Source organism: Stackebrandtia soli, from assembly GCF_965137155.1.
GTDB lineage: Bacteria > Actinomycetota > Actinomycetes > Mycobacteriales > Micromonosporaceae > Stackebrandtia > Stackebrandtia soli.
The window spans coordinates 31,472-53,718 of sequence record NZ_CBCRZX010000009.1 but is presented as its reverse complement, the minus strand read 5'-3'; the positions used below and the strand labels follow the sequence as shown (position 1 = coordinate 53,718).

The following is a 22,247-nucleotide window of genomic DNA, read 5'->3' as shown; positions in this document are numbered from 1 at the left end:
GTCCCGCGATCCACGATCGCGGGACGCGTGCCGGTCTATTCGACGTCCTCGCCTGTCGCGTACCACATGGTCCGCTTGAGCGAGTATTGAATCCACATGGGGTCGCCCAGCGCCTCCGCGATGGGCATCGCCGCTTCTGCGACGGCCATTGCCTCGTCCTTCAGGGAGAGTTCGAGGAGGATCTCCCCGAGCCGGGCGGCCGCGCGAACCTGCTCCGAGTGGGCGGAGAGCGCGGCGAAACCGTCGACGGCGCTGCGGGCGTATTCGGCGGCGCGTTCGTAGACGCCACCGGGTTCCCGCATCGTTTCGGCGGTCCGACGTCGTTCCTCGTCGTGTTCCTCGCATTCGTCGGGGCAGTCCACGTCGCACGACTTGTCGGCATGGACGACCAGCACACACATGCGTTCGGCGAGTTGGGCGTTCGTCTCGGCGATCTCATGATGGAGCGCCCGCGCCAGATCGGTTTCCGCCGACGCGTCGCCGAGTTCCCGAGCCAGTTCGGCGCGGACGTCGAGCATCGACCGTTCGAACGTCGGCAGATTCTCGAGCTCGAACTCGACCGTCAGCAGCGCTTCGGATCGCGCGATCCGAGCCACGGGGATCGGCTGGTCGAGGTCGGCCCAGAGCCGACGCGCCTCGGCATACGCGGCGAGCGCCTCGTCCCGACGCGAGCCGGAGGAGAGCGCCTCGGCGGTCTGCGACGCGTACGAGGCGTGCTCCTCGTGGCGGCCTTCGGTTTGGGCGGCTCGAGCGAGGGCGACGAAGTGCTCGACGGCGGCGAGCGGCTGGTGCAACTCAACGAGGACTTTGCCGAGTGCGGCGCGCACGTCGGAGACGAGTTCGGGCCCCGGTTCGTCGGCCAGTACGCCTTCGAGGATCGTCGCGGCATCCGCCGACAGATTCTCTTCCATATAGGACCGTGCGATGTAGTATCGCGCGAACTGCGCCTTGCTCTTGCCTTCCGGCGTGTCGACGCGATCGAACCAGTCGGTGGCCGCGGCGGCGTGGTGGCGCGACGCCACGGCATCTCCGAGCGCGGCGTGGACGGGTGCGGCGAAGAAGTGCAGCTCGGCGCGCACGTCGTCGTCGAGAACAGGGCGTCGCAGCGCCTCGTCGAACACCACGGCGGCACCCGGCACGTCGCCGATCCTGGTCAGGACGCGGCCGAGCGCGATGGCATAGTTTCCGGCGAGCCAACCGCGTTCCGCCGCGTCGGCCAGGTCGATCGCCCGCCGTAGGTGCGGAATGGCCGCGGGAAAGTCGTCAACCTGCAGCCGATTTCTGGCGAGCGACGCGAGGACACGGACGTTCGCGACCAGGCAGACCTCGTCGGTCAAGTCCCCCCATTCCTCGCCGAGCGCGCGCAGGCGGTCGTCGACGTCGTCGGCCGCCCCCGGTCCGAGCCGAAGCAGGTCGATCTCGATCGGGGCGTGTCGACGTATGAACGTGGCATAGGGCGGGACCTCGCCGAGTTCGGTCATCGCCGCCAGCTGCGCGTCGGCCGCGTCGAAGTCATCGTCTCCCGCCAAGAGCATGGCGGCCCGGGCGCGCTCGACGACGGCGCGATCGATCCGGCCGGCCGCGGCGAAGGCCTCCGCGGCGGTGATCCGCGCAGCGGCCTCGTCGACGTCCGGGCTGTTCAGTGCCTCGTACAGCGCGATCGCCGCCCGACACGCGGCGTCCGGTTCGAGCCCGTCGGCGGTGACGCGAACGTCGAGGGCCCTCCACCGATGACGGGCGTCGGGGTGAGCGACGAGCTCGGCGGCCCACGCCTCCGCGATCAGCGACTCCACCGACGCGTCCGGCCTCGTCACGTCGACGCCCGCGGGTGGATCGGAGGCGTGGCCGCCACCGGGCAGGCGGCGGCTGTACCCGAGCGGGATCGCCGGGAACGGCTCCTGATCGAGGCGTTCGCGAAGCCGCGTGGACACGTGGCTCGTTCCATTGCGGGCGTCGAACCTGGCCGCGGACGCGGTCAACTCGGCGTCCAGCCAGGACGCCAGCTCGGCGATGGTCCACTGTCGAGATCGCGGGCCGGGAACGGTGTGCTCGCCCTGACCGAGCGCTATGAGTCGACGGGACAGGACCAGTACGGCCGCGAGGAAGTGCCGGTCGACGTCGACGTCGGGAACGGTGGTGATCCAGTCCGAGTGATCGAGGAGGATCCGCAGTCCACGGGCCTCGTTGCCGGTCAACGCGCAGAACTCGATGTGCTCACCGACGGCCCCGTGCAGACTGTCCAGGCCCGCGACCATCCGGTATCCGCGCAGGTGGTTGGTCCGAGCCTCGTCGATCCGGCCGAGCCGCACGAGCGGCAACAGGGAACTGCCGAGGACCCGCTCCGGTTCCTCGGCGCAGGTGCGGTTCCCGGACAGGACCGGCGCCCACTCGCGAAGCGCGTTCTCGTCGTCGCCCCGTAGGAGGTGGTAGTCACCGCTGGCGTTGTCGTCGCAGGCGTGACAGTCGCTCATGGTGTCGCGAGGGCTGGCACGCCACTTCTCGAAGGCCTCGGCGGCACGGTCCTCGTCGCCGACGTGCTGCGCGATGAACAGCTCGGCCTTCAGGACCGCGTTGTCGGAGTATCCGGCTTCGGCGTACCGCTGTCGCATCCGACGTGTCCAGTCCTCGGCCGCCGCCAACGGAACTTGCGGGCGGGTCGTCAACGACGACGAGGCCCACTTGAAGTACCAGAACAGGCGACGCCGATCACTCGCGTCGAAGGCGGCGGGGTCCTTGTCCCACAACGACAGCAACCGAGCGAAGGGGATGAGCATCTTGTGGTCTTCGGAGGAGTACTCGTAGGACCGGATCAACGCCATGCCCGCCTTGACGACGAGGCTGCCGTCCCCATGGGAGCGCGCGGCTTCCCACACCCGTTCGAGGTGGGCGTTCCGCGCGAGGCCGGCGCCCATGCCGTGACTCTCTTCGATGGCGCGTTGAATGTCCTGTTCGGTCATCACGCGGCATCGCCTCCGTCCCGGGTCACGTGTGTCAGCAGGGTCAGGAACGAACGGTTCAACATCGCGGCATCTTTCGTCGATAGTGGATGTTGGGCCGTCAGGAGCGCCTGCCCGTACAGCGATTCGACGGCGGTGGCCGCCAGTCGCGCGTCCTTGAGCGCGGCGACGCGCCGCACGAGCGGGTTGCGGTCGTTGAGGACGAGTCGGGCGCGCGCGGTCGTCGACGTCAGCGATTCGAGGATGCCGCTCCACAGGTCGTCGGCCTCGGCGGCGGTCTCGGCACGGCCGCGCTCGTGGGCGGCGTCGCGGTCGTCGAGGTACAGGGCGGGGACGGTGACGGGATGGAACTCGCGCACGACGACGTCAATCGACGACGCTTCGAGGGTCGTCCTGGCGAGGTCCAGGAATGGCCGAAGGGACGCGGCCCGGTCGGGGTCGACCGGGTCGAGACCGGCGGCGACGATGTCACCGTCGAGTGGCACGACGGTGACGTCGGGCAGGACGGACGGCAACGACAGCACGAGTTCGCGGTCGTAGGTGTAGCCGCCGTTGACGACGCCGAGTCCAGCGGCGGCCGCGATCTGCGACACCTGCCGAAACTCCTCGACGGTCTGCGTGACGTAGACGGGCCGGTGGGTCTTCGCGAAGCCCACGAGGTCGGTCCGGCCGTTCGTGGTCTCGAACGGGAGCCACGGCAGCATGAGTTCCAGCAGCCGCGAGTCGTGCCGCGCGAGGGCTTTCACCCCGAGGTGGTGGACGCCGATGAAGCGGGCGAGCCGGTCCGGTTCGCTCGCCGCGAGCCCCGTCAGCCAGTCGCGAATGGACTCGCCGAGTGCCTCACGGACGGCGGTGAGGGCATCGTCCTCGTACAGGTGCTCCCTGGACGCGGTGGGGCGCAGGCCCGTCACGTCGACGACGGCACGGAGGAAGAACGCCCAGTCGGGCAGGAGGGTGTCGGTCGCCTCGGTGAGCAGCATTCCCTTGAGGTAGACGCGGCTGAGCGCGCGCTGGTTCGCGGCGGCGTGGTTCGGCAGGACGTAGGCGACACCGCGTACTCCGGCCGCGGGCACGTCGAGGTCGATGACGTCGAGGGGCGTGAAGCCGAGGAGCTTCTCGCAGTGGTCGTTGAGTGCGATCCGACGAGCCGTCGGGTGCGGATGGTCGACACTCCACACCGGAGCTTCGTTGATGGTGACGGCGTCGCCGTTCGCGACGACGGTGACGTCGAACGGGAGGAGCGCGCCGTACTCGCGAGCGAGTTCGACGACCCGGCGCGGCTGGAACCACTCGGCCATGCCCGCGCGAGGGCTGATGTGGACGGTCGTCCCGGGTGTGCGGCGTTCGTCTTCCGACAGGCGGCGAACGGTGTACGTGCCGTCGTCCTCGGCGAGCCATTCGACGCAACCGGCGTCTGGTTCTCGCGCGGACCGGGTGACGACGCGAATCCGAGAGGCGACGACGAAGCCGGCGAGCAGGCCGATGCCGAAGCGGCCGAGGAAGTCCCCGCGCGCCGCCTCGATGCCATCCCTTTTAGAGCTTCCGCCGATGGTGGCGAGCAGTCTGTGCACCTCGGGCTCGGTGAGGCCGATGCCGTCGTCGTCCACGCGCAGACCGTCGTCGGTGACGGTCATCGTGATCGCCGCAGGGGCTGTCGGGTCCAGGACGCGGCGAGCCGTGGTCGCGTCGACGGCGTTCTGCATCAGCTCGCGCACGTAGACGCGGGGGCTCGAATACAGGTGGTGGGACAGGAGGTCGACGAGCCCGCGCAAGTCGACGGAGAAGACGTGTGTATCCGGTTCAGTCATAGTTTCGTTCACGAGCCCGCGCCTGGGACTATCGCCTGGCCGGGCCACGGTCGGGTGAGCCGCCGTCGCGGTTCACAAGGGAGGAGGGATCGTCGGACCGCGATGTGGCTCGCCGATCCGCGCCGGAAACGATTCCGCCCCATAGTAGAACCGGGCCCGCGCATCCGCCACCGCGTAATCGCCCACGAGACCGGGCCATCGAACCGCGTCAGCGCCTCGACCATGAACACCGCGACGCCACCGGGGCCGAACTGCCGGGAAACGAGACAGTCGACGGTCGATCGGCGGGCCCCACGACAGGAAACGGCCCGCCGACCGCGGTGGTCGGCGGGCTCGCCGTCGCACGGTGCCGGGCGACCGTCCGACACACCATTGAGGATCGAGGCGGCGAGAACCGTACGGGCGCACCGCCGAGGGCTCGGTCAGTCCTCGTCCTTCTTCTTGCGGGGCTTCCGCTTCGCCTTCTTCGGCTTCTCCGGTTCGGCGGCGTCGTTGTCGCCGCGCTCGTCGAACAGCGTGTCCTCGCGCTTGAGGTCCGAGACCCACTGCGCGGTCACCTCGTCATCGCCGACCCCGTACTCCGGGCCGGGCGGAGGAGACGGCATCACGTGAGCGTCGCGCTGCCTCGGCACCCGAGCCGGCTCGTCCCAGCCGTACTCCTCGGACACGTACGGGTCGATCGCGGGCACCTGCACCGTGGACGACTGCGGAGGAAGCTCCGGCTCCACCGGTTCGAGCGTCGCCGTGGGGGCCGGTTTCGCGGGCTGCGGGCTCCGCCGGAACGCCGCCACCAGCAGCGAACCGAGCAATCCCGCCACCGCCGCGTAGATGCCGGTGAAGATGCCGGGCCACTGCGGGGAGACCCCGACGGCGGCTTGGCTCGCCGACGCGTAGCCGAGGACGAGGAGCAGGGGCCCGAACGCGCCGGACACGGCGGTGACCCGGTGGTCGCCTCCCTTGTCCGCCGTCGCGGCGGCGGCGGCCGCGCCGATCACCAAGGACCCCAACAACAGTGGCGGAGCCACCGACAGCGAGCCCTCGCCGAGCGTGCCGACCAGGTCCCGCCATGAGCCCCATACACCGGGGCGGATCGTGTCACCCGTGTCGCCGATCGGGACGAACGCCGACAGACCCGCCAACACCCATGTGAGCACAATGGATGCGGCGACGTTGACGGCGACGGCCCGCGAGGCGAGGGACACCGCGATGACGACCATTCCGATGACGGCGCCGATCCCGGCGGCCTGGAACGGGGCGGCCGACAGTGGGGCGTCCGCGAACCGCATCGCGGGGATCGCCACCAGTGGGGCCACGACGAAACCGCCGACGGCGGCGGACGGGACGGCGGCGATCTTCGCCGCCGTGTCGGAGGCGAGCCGACTCGCGGCGAAGCCGCCGACAACGGTTGACACGGCGGTCAACCAGCTGGTCCACGCCAGATGCGCGGCCCATTCCGCGACGTCGCCGTCGCGCCAGATCAACACCGCCAAGCCGGACGCCAAACCCAGCTGAGCGAGCGCGGTCATCACCGCGGCGCCGAAAGCAATACCGGCAACGCGGCCGGGGGCAGTCTTAGACATGGACGGAAGCCTATGGCTAATTCGCGTGTGACGCAAAGCTCATCGCGCCCCGTACCAGGCCCGATCGCTGTCGGTGACAGAAAACCTCGCCGAAGTAACCGATATACCACACTTCGTGCGTTTCATCGGGCAGGCTGAACGCTGTGAATCCACGCGATGACAAGTCACGCAACCCCGTGGCACAATCCCCATCCGATTCCTTCGATGCCCGCACCCCGCCCAGAGGAGACACGATGCTCGCCCGCGGCGAGTTCCGCGACGATCGCGCCATCGCCGAGCATCCCCAACTGCGACAAGCGATGCCGCCTCGACCTCGCGAGGTCGACGTCGAGGAGTTCACCGAGCGCGGTGACCAAGGTCGCGCTATGGCGTCGCACCCACTATTTCGCGGATTGCTTCAGGAGCTCCCGCCGCGACAGGAGCCTCCGACGAAGGAATGGCTGGACAGGTGGACGTCGACGGCCCGGTCGATCCTCGAACTGCTGTACAGCCGCGACCGGATGGACTGAGCTGGCCGGATAGCCTCATCGTGATGAGGAGCCAACTCGATTTCGAGGAGTTTCACCGATGAGCGACGCGTACACGACCTTGACGCGGCGGCTGGCCGACGCCGATCCCGACATCGCCCGGCTGATCGACGACGAGGGGCGCCGTCAAGCCAACACGATCCGGTTGATCGCCAGCGAGAACTACGTGTCGCAGGCCGTTCTCGACGCGACGGGAACCCTTCTGACGAACAAGTACTCGGAAGGGTACGCCGGGAAGCGGTACTACGAGGGCCAGCAGGTCATCGACCAGATCGAAGAACTCGCGATCGAACGAGCGAAGGCCGTCTTCGGCGTCGAGCACGCCAACGTGCAGCCGTACTCCGGTTCCCCGGCGAACCTGGCCGTGTACCTGGCGTTCGCGGAACCCGGTGACACGGTGATGGGCATGTCCCTGCCGATGGGCGGCCACCTCACCCACGGGTGGAGCGTCTCGGCGACCGGGAAGTGGTTCAACGCGATCCACTATGGCGTCAAGCGGGACACGGGCACCGTCGACTTCGACGAGGTCGCGACGCTCGCCCGCACGCACCGCCCGAAGCTGATCTTCTGTGGTGGCACGGCCATTCCACGGACGGTCGACTTCGCGGCGTTCGCCGAGATCGCCCGCGAGGTGGACGCGTTGCTCGTCGCCGACATCGCGCACATCGCGGGTCTCGTCGCCGGCGGCGCGCACCCGAGCCCGGTCGGGCACGCCGAAGTCATCTCCACGACGACGCACAAGACCCTGCGCGGTCCGCGTGGCGCGATGCTGATGTCGACGGCGGACAGGGCGAAGGCGCTCGACAAGGCCGTCTTCCCCGGTCTCCAGGGTGGCCCGCACAACCACACGACGGCCGCGATCGCGGTCGCCCTCCACGAGGCCTCCACACCGGACTTCTCGAAGTACGCGCACCAGATCGTCGCGAACGCGAAGGCGCTCGCCTCGGCGTTGACGGAGCGCGGCTTCGACCTAGTGTCGGGCGGCACCGACAACCACCTGATCCTCATCGACCTGACGAGCAAGGACATCGGCGGAAAGCCCGCCGCGAAGGCGCTCGACCGCGCCGGGATCGAACTGAACTTCAACACCGTTCCGTTCGACACCAGGAAGCCGTTCGACCCGTCCGGTCTGCGCATCGGCACGGCCGCCGTCACGACGCGCGGCATGACCGAGGCCGACATGACGCACATCGCGGGCTGGATGGACGACGCGGTCACGGCCGCCCGTGCCGGCAAGGAAGAGGCACTCGACGAGATCGCGGCGCAGATCTCCGATTTCTGCGCCCAGTACCCCATCCCGGGGTGGAGCGCGTAGCGGTCCACCCCGGAATCAAAGAACACGGTCCGGGGTGGAGCGCGTAGCGGTCCGCACCCGGGATCAAGCAACACGGTCCGGGGTGGAGCGCGTAGCGGTCCGCACCCGGGATCAAGCAACACGGTCCGGGGTGGAGCGCGTAGCGGTCCGCCCCGGAATCACGCGACACGGCGGGTCGCCCCGTGCCGACGTGTTCGTCGCGCGGAACCCGTGGCACGTCACTGATCGNNGCGCGTCTCACCTGTACTCGCGCCTCACTCCAAGAGCACGTCGACTTGGCACTCGCTGTGAACTCCCTGTGCGCCAAGCGTTCTCCCGCGCATGGGACGGCGCGCCTGCCGGGCACTCGCCTCGTCCGATGCGCCGATCGGCTGTGCACCAGGGTTCCCCACGCCTTTGGACCGTGAACGCGTCAATTCTCCGTCGGCGCAGATCTCCTGTGCGCCAAACGTTCTCGCGGGACTCGGGCCGCGGATCCGTTGGTTCGGGCGCGGACCGGAGTCGTCGACTTCGGATGTCGTCCCCGCGCTGCCACGGCATCGCGGGGACGCCGTGATCCGGAAGTTCGAGGTCGGGCGGTCCGTCGTCGGGCAACGCCCGTGGGGCGCGGTCTGCCGAACGACCTTGGTCGATCGCGTCACGGTCGCCTTAGGGGCCGTCTCGTCATCCAGCAGATCGGCTCCGGCGGCGTCGCGGTGTTCATGGTCGAACCGGGTCAGCGGTTCGACGGCCACCGGCCGCGTCGTCGAAGTTCTTCCGCGGTGTTCCAGCACGCCGGAAGGCATGGCCGACACCGGTATGCCGGAACTACTCCGTCTCCCTGAGCGACGCCCCGTCATGCGCCTCGCACGACCTGAGACAACGGGACAACCTCTAACATCTATGGGATGTCGGACTTTCACCTCTCGGTCGACTATGGAACATCCAACACCGTCGCGGTCCTGTCGTGGCCGGACGGCAAATCCCGTCCGCTGCACTTCGGGCCGTCGGCGGTGCACGCCGCGCCGGATGGTCGACTGTCCACGGGTAACGACGCGATTCGGGCGAGCCGCAGCGACCCGTCGGGGCTGGAGCCGAATCCGAAGCGGCGCATCGACGACGGCGAGGTGCTGCTGGGAGCGTCGGCGCTGCCGGTGGCGGCGCTGATCGCGGCGACGCTGTCCGTGGTGCGGCTGGAGGCCGAACGCGTCGCGGGCGGGCCGATTCCCGTGTTCACGATGACGATCCCGGCGGGTTGGGCGGGCCCACGGCGCGCCGTCCTCGCGGAGGCCGCGACTTTGGCGGGTCTCCCCGAGCCCGTGTTCGTGCCGGAGCCGGTAGCGGCGGCGTCGTACTTCGTGACGCAGGCCGCGGCACGGGTCCCGTCCGGTGGTTACGCGGTCGTGTACGACCTCGGAGCGGGCACCTTCGACGTCAGCGTGGTACGTCGGCATGGCGACGCCTTCGAGGTGCTCGCCGTGGACGGTCTGGACGACGTCGGCGGCTTGGATCTGGACCAGGTCCTCATCGAACGGATCGGCGCGGCTCTGACGGACGAGGAGCGAGACGCCTGGCGGAACCTGCTCGCGCCGACGGACAACGCCGCGATGCGCGCGCGGCACGAGCTGTGGCGGGACGTGCGCGACGCGAAGGAGGCCCTGTCGCGGCAGCCGAGCGCGTCGCTCTATCTGCCGCTTGTGGATCGTGAGGTGCATGTCGTGCGGGAGGAGTTCGAGCGCCACGCGACCTCCATACTGGAACCGACGACGGTCACGATGATGCGCGCGGTCGCGGACTCCGGTGTCGGCGCGCAAGAACTCGCGGGCGTGTTCCTCGTCGGCGGCGCGAGCCGGACGCCGCTCGTCACGACGCTGGCCCACCGCGCGTCGGGGATCGCCCCGATCGCCGTGGAGCAGCCGGAACTCGTCGTCGCCGAGGGTGGTCTGCGGGCGTCCGTATTCACCTCGGCTCCGCCACCCGCACCGGCTCCGCCGCACCCGACCCGTACCATCGCGGTTCCGCCCTCATCGCCGTGTCCCGAGCCGCCGGGGACACCGCGCAGGCGAGACGACTCCTCACCGAAGCCGAAGGTCTGATAGGACAGCTGCGGGAGGAGTGGCAACGTTTCTCCACGACCGAGGACCTGGCCCTGGCCTGGGCCCGCATCGAGGTGGGCCGGGCGGAGTTCCTCATCGCCTCCCCCCTCGGGCGGGGCCCTTTCGACGAGTACCTGATCAAGGACGTCGTCGGTGTCATCGCGGAGACCGACCCCGAACGGGCGGAACTGCTGAGTCGGCGCGTTCCCGACACGGAGACCGACGCGATCGTGGCCGTCGCCGACGGCCTGCTCACGGTGGCGACCGACCGCGCGGAACGGGTCGCGCGCTCCGTCCCCACCCGTTGCGAGGACTGGGAGTTCGCGCTCTCCGAATTCGTCGTGAGGATCGCCGAGGTCGACCGCTTCGCCGCCGAGCGGATCGCCTCGTGCCTTCCCGCGGATGTGAGGAACGAGGCTCTCGTCCCCGTGGTCACGGCTCACGCCTCGGTCGACCCCGCGCACGCGGAGGACTTGGCGCGCACCATCTCCGACGATGATGAAGCCCTCGTTGGGGCCCTCGCGGCGGTCGCGGCGGGATACGCCGATTCGCGACCCATGGAGGCACGACGCACCCTGGAGGAAGCACGTCAGCTCGCGCATCGGTTGAGCGACAGCGGTTTCGCGCGGGTGACCGGTCTCATCGCGGTCGGCGCGGCGGCCGCCCGCATCGATCCCGCGACGGCCGCTGAGATCCTCCGCGAGGCGGAACCCCTGGCCCGCGCGATCGAGGCCAGGTGGAAGTCGTCCCGAATGAAGGCGCTCGAGGACCTCGCTGCCGCGTGGGCACTGGTCGACGCGGCCCAAGCGGAGCGAATCGTCCGGTCCACCCCGGAGATCGACGGGTGGCGCCGGACCGATCTCCTGCTCGCCATAGCCGAGGAGGCCGCGCGTCGGCACGGCCTGCCATTGCGTCCTGCGCCGAAGGACTGACCCCGAGACCTCGGATGTGACGCACCGGCACGTGAACCGTTGCCGCCCCACGGACCGATGTGGACGGACACCGCGCGCTGGAGCTTGGGAATGGCCGAGCGGTGTCGGTCGGAAAGGGAGCCGTTCCCACGTATCGGCATGTGACACATCCGGCGTGCTGGCGCATGGCGAAAGAACTTCGACGACGCGGCCGGTGGCCGTCGAACCGCTGGCTCGGTTCGGCCATGAACACCGCGATGATGCCGGAGCCGAACTTCCGAGTTACGAGACGGCCTCTAGGCTCGCGAGCATGCGCGTACTGGTGTTGGGTGGGACGGTCTTCGTCGGTCGAACCATTGTGGAGGAATTGCTGAGGTCGGGCGTCGACGTGACGATCTTCGGGCGCGGCCGCACCGGGAACGAGCTGTTTCCGGAGGTGCCCCGCCTGCTCGGCGACCGCGACGTCGACGACTACGCGAGTCTGCGCGGTGGCGAATGGGACGCGGTCATCGACGCGAGCGGCTACGTTCCCCGGCACGTCGCCGGGGCGATGGACGCCCTCGACGGCCGTGTCGGCCGGTACGTCTTCCTGTCGAGTCACGCCGTCTACCAGCGGTCGGACGTCGCCGAGGGCCTCGCCGAGGCGACACCGCTGCGGCCCGAACGGCGCGACACCGAGGACCTCGACGAGGACACCTACGGGCCGCTGAAAGTCGCGTGCGAGAACGACATCCGGGACCGCTTCGGTGACCGCGCGACCATCGTGCGCGCGACGAAGGTCGCCGGACCGCACGATCCGTCGGGGTCGGTCCTCTACTGGGTCCGGCGCGGCGCGCGCGGCGGACGCGTCGCGCTGCCCGGCGACCCGTCCCAGCCGCTGGCCCTGGTGGACGCCCGCGACCTCGCCGTCGTCGTGCGGGAGGTGGTGGCGCGCGGTTGGGGCGGCGCCGTCGACGCGTCGGGCCCGCACCCGGCGGCGACACTCGGCGAGTTCATCACGACCTGCGCGTCCGCCGCCGGATCCACCATGGACATCGTGACGGTAGATCCGGGTCTCGGGGGCCCGATGTTCCCGCTGGTCCGCGCCCCGTCCGTCTGGCCGGTGCTACGCGGCCGGGGAGCGCTCGCCCGGTCGTTGGGGATGCCGTCGACACCGTTGTCTCACACCGTCTCCGACATCGCCGAATGGGACGCGGGTCGGGGCGCGCCTCCGATCGACGTCGGTTTCGACGTCGAGGAGGAACGGCGACTCCTGGAATCCGGCGAGTGACCGAGCGCGGTGGGTGTCGTCGCGTCATCATATTGCCGCCCAAAGGTAATCGACGATCTTGACCCACTATGGATAATTAGGGGTCCCATTGGCGTTCGGATGAAACGCGAGGACCAACATGGACGCACGCGCGTGGGTCGGCGGAAGCATCGTGTCGATGCGTGACAGCGGCGACGGCCGCATCGAGATCACCGTCGTCCACATCGACCAAGACGAACGGGAGACCGCGCGGACGACGCCCGACGCGGTCGTACCCGCGGCCGAGCCGCTCGCTCCCGTCGGTTGACGTGACGGTGCGCGGCCCGTGTCGCGGGCCGCGCACACGATCACCCGAAGAACTCGGTCGCGACGTCGATGAACCTGTCGTTCTGGTCGCTCGTGCCGAACGAGACCCGCACTCCCTCACCGGCGAACGGGCGAACGATGACACCACGCGCCTCGCAGTGCTTCGCGAAGTCGACGGAGCGCTCCGCCAGCGGCAACCACACGAAGTTCGACTGGCTGCCGGGCACGTCCGGCAGGAGCTTCCGGACGGCGTCGGTCACGCGTTCCCGTTCGGTGACGACGAGCGCGGCGCGTTCGCGCATCGTGTCCTCGGCGTCGAGGGCGGCGAGCGCGGCGGACTGGGCGCAGGCGTTGGTCGAGAACGGGGTGACGACCTTGCGGACCGCGTCGGCGACGGCGGTCGACGCGACGAGGTAACCGGCGCGCAGTCCGGCTAGGCCCCAGGCCTTCGAGAACGTGCGCATGACGACGACGTTGGGGCGGTCGCCGTATTCGGCGAAGCCGTCGGGGACGTCGGGGTCGGTCACGAACTCGAGGTACGCCTCGTCGAGGACGACGAGGACGTTCTCGCCGACGGTGTCGATGAAGCGGGTCAACGCGTCGCGGTCGACGGTCGTCCCGGTGGGGTTGTTCGGGTTGCACACGACGACGAGGCGCGTCCGGGGGGTGACGGCGGCGGCCATCGCGTCGAGGTCGTGGCCGTGCTCGGGGGTGTTGGGGACGCGAACGCTCGTCGCGCCGATGCCCGCGACGACGATCGGGTAGGCCTCGAAGGAACGCCACGAGTAGACGACCTCGTCGCCGGGGGCGCACGCGGCCTTGACGAGGTGTTCGAAGAGCGCGACGGAGCCGCAGCCGGACGCGATCCGGTCGATGCCGACGCCGAGACGGTCGGCGATCGCCTGACGCAGCGCGAGGACGCCCATGTCGGGGTATCTGTGGGCTTCGGTCGCCGCCAACGCGATCGCGTCGACGACGCCGGGCAGCGGACCGTACGCGACCTCGTTGCTGGCGAGCTTGATCGCCTCGGGCAGGCCGAGTTCGCGGGCGAGGTCGGCGGGGTTCCGTCCGGGCACGTAGGACGGGAGCGCGGCGAGGTCGGCGCGCGTCAACTGCGACATGTCAGGTCTCCTTTGACGGGGTGGTGTCGGATTCGGTGGTGATGACCATCGTGAACGCGGACTTGTCGTGCAGACATTGCCGGAACGGCCGGTCGGTCACGCACCACAGACCGTCGATGATGGACAGTATGACGCCGAAGGGGAAGCAGATCACCGGCATCATGAGCAGCGACCATCGGGAGATGACGGCGCTCCAGCGGAGCTTGTCGCCGATGAGTGGGGCGACCTTGACGCCCATGAGGCGTTTGCCGAGCGTCTGTCCAGTGGCGACGGTCGCCGGGACCTCGTATCCGAACCAGACGAGGATGCCGATGAACATGATGAGGAACTGAAGGTCGTAGGCCCTGTCGGGCAGTTCCATGCTCATCGGGTCGGCCTCCGGGTCGGACATGACGCGCCGGACGGCGGGCATGACCTCCTGGAAGTACTGGTACAGGAACCAGCCGTTGACGACGAGGTTCAGCAGCAGCACGATGACGATGTCGATGAGGCGCGCGGCCAACCGGAGCCCGGGGTTCGCCGGTGCTCGACCCGCCATGAGTTTGTCGATCTGGGCGGGGCTGAGCATTCCCGGGCGAAGCGGCGGCACGACCGGTTCGGATGGTCGCTCGGTCGTCTGCGGGGCTGGTTCCGGTGCGGGTGGCGGCTCGGGTTCCGGTTCGTCGGGGGGCGTCGCGTCGACGGGGACGGCTTTGCCGATCCACTGTCGGCCGTCCCAGTAACGCTGTGTCGTGGGTGCGGCCGGGTCACGGTACCAGCCGGGTTCGATCTTGCTCATCGCGTCGATTCTGTCAGGCCGGTGTTCCGCTTGGTCGGTTGAACGCCCTGCTCGCGGCGTCCAACCGACCAAACGAAAGGGGTTACAGGTTGCCGCGTTTGGCCTGTTCCTTCTCCAGCGCTTCGAAGAGCGCCTTGAAGTTGCCCTTGCCGAAGCTGAGAGAGCCGTGCCGTTCGATCAACTCGTAGAACAGTGTCGGACGGTCCTGTTGCGGCTTGGTGAAGATCTGGAGCATGTAGCCGTCCTCGTCGCGGTCGACGAGAATGGACCGCTTCTTGAGTTCCTCGATCGGGACGCGGACGGTGCCGATGCGCTCGCGCAGCTCCCCGTCGTCGTAGTACGAGTCGGGCGCCTCGAGGAACTCGACACCGTTGGCGCGCATGTGGTCGACGGCCGCGAGGATGTCGTTCGTGGCGAGCGCCATGTGCTGGACGCCGGGGCCGCCGTAGAACTCGAGGTACTCGTCGATCTGGGACTTCTTGATGCCTTCGGCGGGCTCGTTGATCGGGAACTTCACCTTGCGGGTGCCGTTCGCGACGACCTTGCTCATGAGGGCGGAGTACTCGGTCGCGATCGCGTCGTCGACGAACTCGACGATGTTCGTGAACCCCATGACCTTCTGGTAGAACTCGACCCAGTCGAGCATCTTGCCCAGTTCGACGTTGCCGACGACGTGGTCGATCGCCTGGAAGTACCGCTTCGGGGCACCACCGGCGATGGCGGCGCTGCGGTCGACGATCGGCTTCGCGGCGGTGAAGCCCGGAAGGAACGGGCCGTCGTACCTCGACCGGTCGATGAGGACGTTGCGGGTCTCGCCGTACGTGGCGATCGCCGCGACGCGGACGGTGCCGTGCTCGTCGGTGAGGTCGTGCGGTTCGACGAGGCCCGTCGCGCCCTGCTTCACCGCGTACGCGTAGTTCTCGTCCACATCGGGCACTTCGAGGGCGACCTCGATGACGCCGTCGCCGTGACGCGCGTAGTGCTTCGTCGCCGGGGATTCGGCCGTCACACCGCCCGCCAAGACGAAGGTCACGCCGCCGGACTTCAACACATACTCGGCGTGCTCGCGAAAGCCCTGCTCGGGACCGCGATAGGCGACCAGTGTCATCCCGAACGCCGTCGAATAGTAGTGCGCGGCCTGCTTGGCGTTGCCCACATAGAAACGAATGTGGTCCCACCCCTTGATGGGGAAGTCGTCCTTGCTGATGTCGTGCTCGACGGCACCGACAAGTTGCGCCTCGGGAATGCTCAGATCGGTCATGGTCGCCTCCTCGCGAAGAATGACGTACTACCCAGCATGATCATCGACGACCGCCCATTGGGCAAGAGTCGCAAAAAACCTTGGACACCTTGCACATAACGTCCGCCGAATCCCTCGATATGGTGAACAACATGACCAGACAGATCGGCCCGGACGAGCTCGACGCACGCCTCATCACCCTGCTCACCGAGCAACCCCGCATCGGCGTCCTCGAATGCGCCCGTCGCCTCGCCGTCGCCCGGGGCACCGTCCAGGCGCGACTCGACAAACTCACCGAACGCGGCGTCATCACCGGCTTCGGCCCCCACGTGTCCCCCGCCGCGCTCGGCTACGGCGTCACCGCGTTCGTCACCATCGAGATCCGGCAAATGCGCGGACGCGAAGCCGTCACCCGCCACCTCGCGGACATCCCGGAAGTCCTCGAAGCGCACACCGTCACCGGATCCGGCGACCTCATGTGCCGGATCGTGTCCCGCACCAACGCCGACCTGCAACGCGTCATCGACCGGATCGTCTCCAGCGAAGGCGTCATGCGCGCGTCCACCGTCATCGCGCTCGCCGAGCAGATCCCGTACCGGACGCTGCCGCTCGTGTCGACGGCCGCGCGTTAGTTCAGGACCGCAGGAGCTCGACGACGGCGATGACCGCGAACGCCGCGAACAGGATCGACGCGCCCCGCTGAATCCATTTCAGGGGAACGAAACGCACGACGACGCGGCCCAGCAGGATCGCCAGGGTCGCGACGGCGATCAGCGCGAGTGCCGCGCCGAGGAAGACGAGGACGGGCGTGCCGTAGTGCGCGGCCAGGCCGGCGGTCGCCAGTTGCGACGCGTCGCCCCACTCGGCGGCGAACAGGACCCCGAAGCTCGTGAACACGGTCGGCCAGAAACGCAGCCCGCCGCTGCCGTCGACGTCGGTCTCGTCGGGGGCGTTGAGGCTCTCCCGGAACAGGAGAACCGCGCCCACCGCGAACAGGACCGCGACGACCAGCAGGACGATCCACGTCGGCAACAGACTGAGCAGGCCACCCGCGGCGACCGCGATCGCCGACTGCACGACGAACGCCGCCGACACACCGATCAGGACCGGCCAAGACCGGTATCGGCTGGACAGGACGAGCGTCGCCATCATCGTCTTGTCGGGCAGTTCCGCGACGAAGATCAACCCGAACGTCGCGAGGAACGGGATCAACTCGTGCATGGGTGTGCCTTCCAGGAGAACCGACGGACGCGGACCGCGCACGACTGTACGGACCGGCCACCGTCGCGCCACCGCCGGGACGAGCCATGGTGACGCCGCACGTTCACGTCAGCTCGAACAGCTCCCGGGCAGCCGCCTCCGCGCGGGCCAGGACGGACTTGACGGGGCGTCCGAGCCGCGCGGCCGCGTCGGCGACGTCCTCGTACTCGACGGAGACGTGTCGGACCCCGTGATCGTCGGAGGCGATCTTCACCCCCACCGGGCGACCATCCACATAGATCGTGCTGAAGCGTCGTTCCAGTTCCTCCTTGACGACGCTCGCGCGACGCAACCCGATCGTCGTCGTGTTCCGGAATATCACGTCGGTGACCGCCGAGGTCGAACCCTCCGGGCACAGCACGTGGAGGGTGTGGCCGGGGCGCCCCTTCTTCATGAGGATCGGCGTCAGCCACGCGTCCGACGCGCCGGCCGCGAGCAACTCCGTCAACGTCGCGGGCCACAACCGCGGATCCATGTCGTCCACATTGCATTCGATCGCGGTGGCGGTGCGCGTGGCCGCGGCGACGTCGGGAACACCCAGCAACAACCGCAGCACGTTCGCGCGTTGCCTCGGATCGTGGCCACCGGCACCGACGCCGACCGTCGCCAACCGCATCGGCGGAAGGCCACCGAACTCGACGGCGTGCGTCGCGATGAGCGCCGCCCCCGTCGGCGTGCACGCCTCGTAGTCGACCTCGCCGCTCACGGGCGCGCCGACCCCCGACAGCACGAACAGCGCCGCCGGCGCCGGTAGCGGGATGCCGCCGTGCGCTCCGGTGGTGGTGCCTCCGCCGACTGTCACGGTCGACGCGCTGATGGTGCGCAGGCCGCGTTCGCGGCGCAGCCAGTCGACGCCGGCGCAGGTGGCGACAATGTCGGTGAGGGCGTCGAGCGCGCCGACCTCGTGGAAGTGGACGTCGGCGACGTCGACGCCGTGCGCGGCTGCCTCGGCGTCGGCGAGGCGGGTGAACGCGTCAACGGCGTCGCGGGTGACCGGCTCGGCGAGACCGGCCCCTTCGATGAGCGCTCGGATCGTCGGCAGGTTCCGGTGGTGTGCGCCGGGTTCGCAGGCGACGTCGACCTTGGTGGCGCGGAGGCCGTGCCGAGTCACGGTGCGGCTGGACAGTTTCACCGGTTCGACGTCGAGTGCGTCGACGCTGTCCTGGAGGGTGTCGAGTGGGACACCGGCGTCGACGAGTGCCGCGAGGAACATGTCTCCGCTCGCGCCTGCGGCGCAGTCGAACCATCCGATCACTGTGGTGCCTTTCGTCGTTCGGGTCGGGTTCAGCGCGGGGGTGGGGAGATCGCCCCGGCGGTGGCCTGAGCGACGGGGGTGACGCGGCGGTGCCGGGCGCGGACGACGCGGGCCGCGCATACGGCGGCGCCGTAGCCGTTGTCGATGTTGACGACGGCCACGCCCGGGGCGCACGAGTTCAGCATCGTCAACAGTGGAGCCATTCCGCCGAGGGCGGAGCCGTAGCCGACGGAGGTGGGTACGGCGATGAGGGGTGTGTCGATGAGCCCGCCGATCACGGACGGGAGTGCGCCGTCCATTCCGGCGACGACGATGACGCAGTCGGCGTCGGCGAGGGTCGGCCGGGACGCGAGGACGCGGTGGATGCCGGCAACGCCGACGTCGGTGACCATGGTCGCGGTGAGCCCGAACGCGCGGGTCGTGAACGCGGCTTCGGCGGCGACGGGCAGGTCGGAGGTTCCGGCGCAGGCGATCGCGACCTCGCCGTTGCGCGGCGACGCCGGCGGGCCGACGGTCGCGGCCGCGGCGAGGGGGTCGGCGGTGACGTGGTCGAAGTTGTCGCGCAGGGCCGCGGTCGCTTCGTCGCTGATCCGGGTGAGGAGGACGGGCCGGTCGGGGTGGGCGGCGAGCAGGGACGTCGTGATGTCGATGAGTTGACCGGTGGTCTTTCCGGCGGCGTAGACGGCCTCCGGTTCGCCGGTGCGCAACGCCCGGTGGGTGTCGATCTTCGAGTGGCCGAGGTCGATGTAGCCGTTGCCACCGGAGAGGACCGTGCCGGTCAACGCGGCAAGCGCCGTGTCGACGGTGGCGCGCCCGCTGGCGACGTTCGTCAAGAGCTCGGTGACCTGTTCGCGATCCATTGTGCCCCCTGAGACTGGCGTGCCGTTACGCCACAGTGGTGTGTGTCGTCGACGATGGCCGTGACCGCGTGTTCGCGCTGGCGTCCCCGGTCCGGCACGGGTCACATGGTGTCACGCGGGAACGTCGGGGGGCGTCAGCCACGCGGTGGCCCCCAACGATTTCGTGGCATGGGGCGAGGAACTCCGATGGGGCTGAAGTGGGCTTCAGGCGGCTTTAGCGTGGCTTCAGCATGTGGTGGGTAGTCTCCGACCTGGGGAGGAGGTCGGAGGCCCCCGGGTATGGCCACAGTGGAAGAATAGGGTCGTTTCGCGGTCGTTCCGAAGCCCTCGACGGGCCGTCAGCCGCGAGCCGCCCACCGACTGGAGGCCATGCGGAGCGCCTCGGACACGGACGAGACCTCGGTGACGGTCATCTTCTTGGGCGCGCCCTCGCCGCAGCCCGGCGGGACGAGCGCGTGCGTGAAGCCGAGGCGCGCGGCCTCCGCGAGGCGGCGGGGTACGCCCGAGACGCGTCGGACGGCGCCGGTTAGCCCGACCTCGCCGATCGCGACGATGTCGGCGGACACGGGAGCGCTGGACACCGAGGACGCGACGGCGAGCGCGAGTGCCAGGTCGGCGGCGGGTTCGGTGACGCGCATGCCGCCGACGGTCGCGGCGTAGACCTCGCGGTCGAGGCAGCGGACGCCGCCGCGGCGGTCGAGGACGGCGAGGCCCATGTTGAGTCGCGCCGCGTCCAGTCCGGACACGGTGCGGCGTGGGATGGTGCCGTCCTTGGCGCTTCCGCCGACGAGGGCCTGGATCTCGACGAGGAGGGCTCGGCGGCCCTCCATGGTGACGGTGACGCAGGTGCCGGGCACGGGTTCGTCGGCGTCTTCGGTGAGGAACAGCCCGGCCGGGTCGGACAGGCCGACGATGCCGTCTTCGGTCATGTCGAAGCAGCCGACCTCGTCGGCGGGGCCGAAGCGGTTCTTGACGCCCCGTAGGAGGCGCAGCGTCGAATGGCGGTCGCCTTCGAAGTGGAGGACGGTGTCGACGAGGTGTTCCAGGACTCGGGGGCCGGCGATGTGACCGTCCTTGGTGACGTGGCCGACGAGGATCGAGGTGATGCCGCGTTCCTTGGCGACGCCGATGATCGCGGAGGCGACGGCGCGCACTTGGGTGACGCCGCCGGGGACTCCGTCGACGTCGCCGGTGGAGACGGTCTGGACCGAGTCGAGGATCAGGAGGCCGGGTTTGACGTCGTCGAGGTGGCCGAGGACGGCGGCGAGGTCGGTCTCGGCGGCGAGCATGAGGTCCGGGTGGATCGCGCCGATCCGGTCGGCGCGGATGCGCACCTGGGACGCGGACTCCTCGCCGGTCGCGACGAGGACGCGACCGTGGCCCGCGGCGGCGTATCGATGTGCGACATCGAGAAGCAGTGTGGACTTTCCGACGCCGGGTTCGCCCGCGATCAGCGCGACGCCTCCGGGTACGAGCCCGCCGCCGAGAACGCGGTCGAACTCGCCGACTCCGGTCGGGCGCGCCACCGCCTGCTTCGCGTCGACATCCCCAATGGACTGCGCGGGGACGGCCGGTCGGGCCGAGGTCGCGCGCCGGGACGACACCGAGGCGGCGGCCGCTCTCGCCGGTGCGCCCGTCGCGTCCATCGTGCCCCAGTCTCCGCAGTCGGGGCAGCGACCGACCCATTTGGGGACACTGTGTCCGCACGACGTGCACGCGTACGCGGTCCTGACCGTCTTCGCCATGCGACTAACCTACGCACCCCCTGTGACAGGTTGTGCGCCGTCGCCTCGACGACTGGGGACGAATCGATCCGACACGGGAGGGAGCGCGGCGTCCCGCGAACGTGGTCCGGACACGACGACGGCCCCGGCGAACCGGGGCCGTTCTCGTTGGTGGGCCTAGTGCTCGGCGTCGTCCGTTTCGGCGGTCTCGCGGTCCTGCGGCTCGAGCGGCGTCCCCATCGGGATGTCGACGGTGACCGTTCCGGCGCGTTCGAAGGTGAACGTCACCTCCACGATCGAGCCCGGCCGGAGGTCCTCGTTGATGCCTTCCAACTGCAGGTACATGCCCTCACCCGGGACGAGCATGACGAAGCCGGAGGCGGACACGGCCACGTCGATCTCGCCGCCCTGCGGTCCGGCGGGTGTCGGTTCGGGAGACTGGTCGCCGGGGCTGGGCGAGGTGCCCGGAGCGGGGGACTCGCCGTCGGGCGACGGGGATTCGGCCGCCGGGGGCTCGTCGGTTTCGCCGCCCGCGATCGTCACGGCGTCGGCGTCGGGAGAGGACACGGAGATGAGCCGGTCGCCCTCGTCGGTGGCGTTGTTGAAGACGCGCACGATGAGCGGCGCGTTGTCTCCGGCCGCGTAGCCCTCGACGCCGTTGAAGGCGATCATGAGGTCCTGCAGGCTGACCTCGCCGACGGTGGCGGTGTTACCGGGAACCGGGGCGACCTGGGTGTCGGTCTGGGTGACCTGCCCGGCGCTGCAACCGGTGACGGCGAGCGCGGCCGCCGCGGCCACGCCCAACACGGTGCGGGCCAACAGTTTGGAACCGTTCGCGGTAGCCACAGAAACGTCCTCTCGTGAACCTGGCATGCGCCCACAGGGTAAGTCCTGGCCGGAGCGCCGACGCGGCCGACCCGCCGTTGTGTGGTGGGCGACGGACTGAGCGCGGCGCGCGGCGGTGTCGTGATCGGCCGTGTCGGCGGGTGCGGGGCCGTCAGCTCGGCCGATACCGACGGCGTGTGTCCACTGTCGCCGATGGAGCTCGGCGGGCGGACGAGTCACGCGGACACGAGGAGCAGGGCGACGGCGCCGAGCGCGACGGCTTGGATGATGCGGAACGCCCATCGCGGCCGGGCGAGACAGCAGGCGAGCGCGACCGTGACGACGACGACCGGCGGCCACCACAGGGGCAGCCGGACGGACAGGAGGGTGATGGCGGCCAGTGCGGCGAGCGCGCAGACGGTGAGCGAGCCGCGTTCGCCGAGCCGGTGCGGGAGC

The 22,247-nt window shown here is 69.5% G+C and carries 19 protein-coding genes; 7 read left to right on the top strand and 12 right to left on the bottom strand.

Features of this window, described 5'->3' with window-relative positions:
• Positions 1-35 precede the first annotated feature (35 nt).
• The 3 genes from ACM9NP_RS07960 to ACM9NP_RS07950 form a co-directional block, all read right to left on the bottom strand.
• On the bottom strand, positions 36-2,957 hold the full coding sequence (locus ACM9NP_RS07960; protein ID WP_415645975.1) for an ATP-binding protein: 2,922 nt from the start codon (positions 2,955-2,957) through the stop codon (positions 36-38).
• Positions 2,957-4,765, bottom strand: a complete 1,809-nt coding sequence (locus ACM9NP_RS07955; protein ID WP_415645974.1) for an HSP90 family protein — start codon at positions 4,763-4,765, stop codon at positions 2,957-2,959. The genes ACM9NP_RS07960 and ACM9NP_RS07955 overlap by 1 nt, the downstream gene beginning before the upstream one ends.
• A gap of 422 nt (positions 4,766-5,187) precedes the next feature.
• On the bottom strand, positions 5,188-6,345 hold the full coding sequence (locus tag ACM9NP_RS07950; RefSeq protein WP_415645973.1) for a hypothetical protein: 1,158 nt from the start codon (positions 6,343-6,345) through the stop codon (positions 5,188-5,190).
• 143 nt (positions 6,346-6,488) lie between these two features.
• On the opposite strand from ACM9NP_RS07950, the gene ACM9NP_RS07945 reads away from it, so the two are divergent.
• The 6 genes from ACM9NP_RS07945 (at position 6,489) to ACM9NP_RS07920 (ending at position 12,729) form a co-directional block, all read left to right on the top strand.
• Complete coding sequence (locus ACM9NP_RS07945) at positions 6,489-6,854, top strand: hypothetical protein (RefSeq protein WP_415645972.1); 366 nt, start codon at positions 6,489-6,491, stop codon at positions 6,852-6,854.
• A gap of 58 nt (positions 6,855-6,912) precedes the next feature.
• Complete coding sequence (locus ACM9NP_RS07940) at positions 6,913-8,187, top strand: serine hydroxymethyltransferase (protein ID WP_415645971.1); 1,275 nt, start codon at positions 6,913-6,915, stop codon at positions 8,185-8,187.
• Between the two features lie 887 nt (positions 8,188-9,074).
• Positions 9,075-10,262, top strand: coding sequence for an Hsp70 family protein (locus ACM9NP_RS07935; protein ID WP_415645970.1), 1,188 nt, complete (start codon positions 9,075-9,077; stop codon positions 10,260-10,262).
• On the top strand, positions 10,199-11,194 hold the full coding sequence (locus ACM9NP_RS07930) for a hypothetical protein (protein ID WP_415645969.1): 996 nt from the start codon (positions 10,199-10,201) through the stop codon (positions 11,192-11,194). The genes ACM9NP_RS07935 and ACM9NP_RS07930 overlap by 64 nt, the downstream gene beginning before the upstream one ends.
• A gap of 289 nt (positions 11,195-11,483) precedes the next feature.
• On the top strand, positions 11,484-12,443 hold the full coding sequence (locus tag ACM9NP_RS07925; RefSeq protein ID WP_415645968.1) for an NAD-dependent epimerase/dehydratase family protein: 960 nt from the start codon (positions 11,484-11,486) through the stop codon (positions 12,441-12,443).
• Between the two features lie 118 nt (positions 12,444-12,561).
• The gene (locus ACM9NP_RS07920; protein ID WP_415645967.1) at positions 12,562-12,729 is read left to right on the top strand and encodes a hypothetical protein; all 168 of its coding nucleotides are present in this window, start codon (positions 12,562-12,564) and stop codon (positions 12,727-12,729) included.
• A 40-nt stretch (positions 12,730-12,769) separates the two neighbouring features.
• On the opposite strand, the gene hisC is transcribed toward ACM9NP_RS07920, so the two are convergent.
• The 3 genes from hisC to hppD form a co-directional block, all read right to left on the bottom strand.
• Complete coding sequence (gene hisC / locus ACM9NP_RS07915; protein WP_415645966.1) at positions 12,770-13,849, bottom strand: histidinol-phosphate transaminase; 1,080 nt, start codon at positions 13,847-13,849, stop codon at positions 12,770-12,772.
• Position 13,850: 1 nt separating this feature from the next.
• Positions 13,851-14,627: an RDD family protein gene (locus ACM9NP_RS07910; protein ID WP_415645965.1), complete on the bottom strand. Its 777-nt coding sequence runs from the start codon at positions 14,625-14,627 to the stop codon at positions 13,851-13,853.
• Positions 14,628-14,709: 82 nt separating this feature from the next.
• Positions 14,710-15,888 (bottom strand): 4-hydroxyphenylpyruvate dioxygenase, encoded by a 1,179-nt coding sequence (hppD, locus tag ACM9NP_RS07905; RefSeq protein ID WP_415645964.1) that lies wholly within the window; start codon positions 15,886-15,888, stop codon positions 14,710-14,712.
• A gap of 131 nt (positions 15,889-16,019) precedes the next feature.
• Here hppD and ACM9NP_RS07900 point away from each other — a divergent pair, with 131 nt between their 5' ends.
• Positions 16,020-16,499 (top strand): Lrp/AsnC family transcriptional regulator, encoded by a 480-nt coding sequence (locus tag ACM9NP_RS07900; RefSeq protein ID WP_415645963.1) that lies wholly within the window; start codon positions 16,020-16,022, stop codon positions 16,497-16,499.
• A gap of 1 nt (position 16,500) precedes the next feature.
• Here ACM9NP_RS07900 and ACM9NP_RS07895 read toward each other — a convergent pair whose 3' ends face one another.
• From ACM9NP_RS07895 to ACM9NP_RS07870, 6 genes are all read right to left on the bottom strand, one after another.
• Entirely contained in the window at positions 16,501-17,088 is a 588-nt protein-coding gene (locus tag ACM9NP_RS07895; protein WP_415645962.1) for a TMEM165/GDT1 family protein, read from the bottom strand.
• A gap of 103 nt (positions 17,089-17,191) precedes the next feature.
• Positions 17,192-18,382, bottom strand: a complete 1,191-nt coding sequence (gene larC / locus ACM9NP_RS07890) for a nickel pincer cofactor biosynthesis protein LarC (RefSeq protein ID WP_415645961.1) — start codon at positions 18,380-18,382, stop codon at positions 17,192-17,194.
• A gap of 29 nt (positions 18,383-18,411) precedes the next feature.
• The gene (gene larB, locus ACM9NP_RS07885) at positions 18,412-19,242 is read right to left on the bottom strand and encodes a nickel pincer cofactor biosynthesis protein LarB (protein ID WP_415645960.1); all 831 of its coding nucleotides are present in this window, start codon (positions 19,240-19,242) and stop codon (positions 18,412-18,414) included.
• Positions 19,243-19,580: 338 nt separating this feature from the next.
• On the bottom strand, positions 19,581-20,987 hold the full coding sequence (radA, locus tag ACM9NP_RS07880) for a DNA repair protein RadA (protein ID WP_415645959.1): 1,407 nt from the start codon (positions 20,985-20,987) through the stop codon (positions 19,581-19,583).
• 156 nt (positions 20,988-21,143) lie between these two features.
• Positions 21,144-21,812, bottom strand: coding sequence for a copper chaperone PCu(A)C (locus tag ACM9NP_RS07875; protein WP_415645958.1), 669 nt, complete (start codon positions 21,810-21,812; stop codon positions 21,144-21,146).
• Between the two features lie 215 nt (positions 21,813-22,027).
• Positions 22,028-22,247, bottom strand: a 220-nt coding sequence (locus ACM9NP_RS07870; RefSeq protein ID WP_415645957.1) for a hypothetical protein, incomplete at its 5' end; no start/stop codon positions are given.

Excerpts from the sequence above, each read along its gene's own strand:
- ACM9NP_RS07935 (WP_415645970.1), top strand. The coding sequence starts at position 9,075 with ATGTCGGACTTTCACCTCTCGGTCGACTATGGAACATCCAACACCGTC.
- ACM9NP_RS07955 (WP_415645974.1), bottom strand. The coding sequence starts at position 4,765 with ATGACTGAACCGGATACACACGTCTTCTCCGTCGACTTGCGCGGGCTC.
- ACM9NP_RS07920 (WP_415645967.1), top strand. The coding sequence starts at position 12,562 with ATGGACGCACGCGCGTGGGTCGGCGGAAGCATCGTGTCGATGCGTGAC.
- ACM9NP_RS07950 (WP_415645973.1), bottom strand. The coding sequence starts at position 6,345 with ATGTCTAAGACTGCCCCCGGCCGCGTTGCCGGTATTGCTTTCGGCGCC.
- hisC (WP_415645966.1), bottom strand. The coding sequence starts at position 13,849 with ATGTCGCAGTTGACGCGCGCCGACCTCGCCGCGCTCCCGTCCTACGTG.
- ACM9NP_RS07900 (WP_415645963.1), top strand. The coding sequence starts at position 16,020 with ATGACCAGACAGATCGGCCCGGACGAGCTCGACGCACGCCTCATCACC.
- ACM9NP_RS07925 (WP_415645968.1), top strand. The coding sequence starts at position 11,484 with ATGCGCGTACTGGTGTTGGGTGGGACGGTCTTCGTCGGTCGAACCATT.
- larB (WP_415645960.1), bottom strand. The coding sequence starts at position 19,242 with ATGGATCGCGAACAGGTCACCGAGCTCTTGACGAACGTCGCCAGCGGG.
- radA (WP_415645959.1), bottom strand. The coding sequence starts at position 20,987 with ATGGCGAAGACGGTCAGGACCGCGTACGCGTGCACGTCGTGCGGACAC.
- ACM9NP_RS07960 (WP_415645975.1), bottom strand. The coding sequence starts at position 2,957 with ATGACCGAACAGGACATTCAACGCGCCATCGAAGAGAGTCACGGCATG.
- ACM9NP_RS07910 (WP_415645965.1), bottom strand. The coding sequence starts at position 14,627 with ATGAGCAAGATCGAACCCGGCTGGTACCGTGACCCGGCCGCACCCACG.
- ACM9NP_RS07940 (WP_415645971.1), top strand. The coding sequence starts at position 6,913 with ATGAGCGACGCGTACACGACCTTGACGCGGCGGCTGGCCGACGCCGAT.
- ACM9NP_RS07895 (WP_415645962.1), bottom strand. The coding sequence starts at position 17,088 with ATGCACGAGTTGATCCCGTTCCTCGCGACGTTCGGGTTGATCTTCGTC.
- hppD (WP_415645964.1), bottom strand. The coding sequence starts at position 15,888 with ATGACCGATCTGAGCATTCCCGAGGCGCAACTTGTCGGTGCCGTCGAG.